Origin of the sequence: Pseudonocardia sp. SID8383 (assembly GCF_009864975.1) — a bacterium.
GTDB lineage: Bacteria > Actinomycetota > Actinomycetes > Mycobacteriales > Pseudonocardiaceae > Pseudonocardia > Pseudonocardia alni.
Map to the genome: position 1 here is coordinate 1 of NZ_WWFY01000493.1, position 1,618 is coordinate 1,618.

A 1,618-nucleotide genomic window follows, 5' to 3' on the forward strand; every position below is an offset into this window, starting at 1 on the left:
TCGAGCGCCGCGGCGGCCGCGCGCAGCGGCCCGGGGTCCACCACCAGCCCGGCGCCCACGGGGACCGCCTCGTCGGAGGTGGCGAGGAGCCGCTCGGCGACGGTGGCCGCGCTCAGCCGCCCCTCGCGTACCGCGGCCGCGAGCTCCGGCACGCCGGATGGGCCGTCACCCGAGGTGGGGGACAGCTCGTCCAGGTGCAGGATGCTCATCGCGGTGGGGCTCGTCCTCCCGGTCGTCGGGGGCGGTGGTCGGCGGAGGCGGACGGGAATCGAACCCGCCTGGCCGAGATGCTCGGCCACGTCGGTGTTGAAGACCGCGGGGGCCACCAGGCACCCATACGCCTCCGGGTCGTCAGGCCGTGCGGAGCGCCTCCGGCACGCCGTCGGCCACGTCGAACAGGGACATCAGGTTGGTCGCCTCGAGCGCGCGGGTGACGGCGTGCGAGCCACAGACCAGCCGCAGCCGGCTGCCGGCGTTCTCCGCCTTCTCCTTGCCCTCGACGAGCGCCGCCAGCCCGGCCGACCCGAGGAACGTGACCCGGGTCAGGTCCACCACCAGCAGGCTCGCGGAGCCGATCCGCTCGGCGAGTCGTTCGCTCAGCACGGGCGCGGTCATCGTGTCGATCTCGCCGTGCACTCCGACGACGACGGCGCCGTCACCGTGCTCGGTCACCTCGAAGCGGACGACCTCGCCGACGTCGGGGCCCTGGTCTCCCCCCACCCCGGTGGGCGTCTCACTGCTCATGTGTCGTGCTCCCTCGCGAGTCGTCGCCGTCGGCGCCGTCGGCGACGTCGACGTGCTCGTGGTCCGTTCCCGGACGCGCCATCGACGTCACCGTGAGTGACAACCGGCCGCCGTTGCTTGACGTACCGCTCGTGCTGCCTCCGCACCAGCCTAGTCAGCGCGGTCACCCACCCTACGACCGCGGTCGCAGGTGGCACAAACGTCCCGGGACACGGTCGGGCGCGCTGCCCGGGGTGGTCCGGCCCGGCTGGCAGGGTGTGGAGCATGAGCGTCGAGCAGTCTCCGCCGTTCGGGGTCCGGATCGGTGTCCGCAGCTACGAGATGGACGTGAACGGGCACGTCAACCATGCCGTCTACCACCAGTACGGCGAGCACGCCCGGATGGAGCACTTCCGTGCCGCCGGGCTGTCCCAGCACGCGCTCGGCGCTCACGGTCTGACGATCGTGCTGCTGTCGACGACGGTGCACTTCCGGGCCGAGCTGCGCGCCGGCGACGAACTGCGGATCGACTCGGTGATCGCGTTCACGGCGCGCAAACCGTTCACGATGAGTCACCGGATCGTCCGGGTGGCCGCGGCCGACGGGGCTCGCACGGACGATCTCGCGGCCGAGGTGGAGTGCACCCTCGGGGTCCTCGACACCACGACGCGACGGCTGGTCGCCGACCCGCACGGCAGGCTCGTCGCCGCATCGTCGGACCCGGCCCTGCTGGGGCCGGGTCCGGACGTCAGCACGTCCTAGCGCGGTCGTGGCGGAGGGTCGTCGCCGCGGACCTGCGGGCGGCTCAGCCGCGCCGGGCGGGGCCGGCGCCGTACGGGCCACCGGTGCGGGCGGGGACGGCCCGGTACCCCCCGGTGTCCTGCGGCCCGGGGGC

The 1,618-nt window shown here is 74.0% G+C and carries 3 protein-coding genes and 1 tRNA gene; 1 reads left to right on the forward strand and 3 read right to left on the reverse strand.

What is annotated here, in order from left to right:
• The 3 genes from GTW08_RS12110 to GTW08_RS12120 all read right to left on the reverse strand — a co-directional run.
• A partial coding sequence (locus GTW08_RS12110; RefSeq protein WP_161151930.1) for a hypothetical protein occupies nt 1-209 on the reverse strand: 209 nt, incomplete at its 3' end.
• 43 nt (nt 210-252) lie between these two features.
• Nucleotides 253-345, reverse strand: a tRNA-Sec gene (locus GTW08_RS12115).
• 6 nt (nt 346-351) lie between these two features.
• Nucleotides 352-744, reverse strand: a complete 393-nt coding sequence (locus GTW08_RS12120) for an STAS domain-containing protein (RefSeq protein ID WP_043280132.1) — start codon at nt 742-744, stop codon at nt 352-354.
• A 264-nt stretch (nt 745-1,008) separates the two neighbouring features.
• Here GTW08_RS12120 and GTW08_RS12125 point away from each other — a divergent pair, with 264 nt between their 5' ends.
• The gene (locus GTW08_RS12125; RefSeq protein ID WP_073577814.1) at nt 1,009-1,485 is read left to right on the forward strand and encodes an acyl-CoA thioesterase; all 477 of its coding nucleotides are present in this window, start codon (nt 1,009-1,011) and stop codon (nt 1,483-1,485) included.
• Nucleotides 1,486-1,618: the final 133 nt, after the last annotated feature.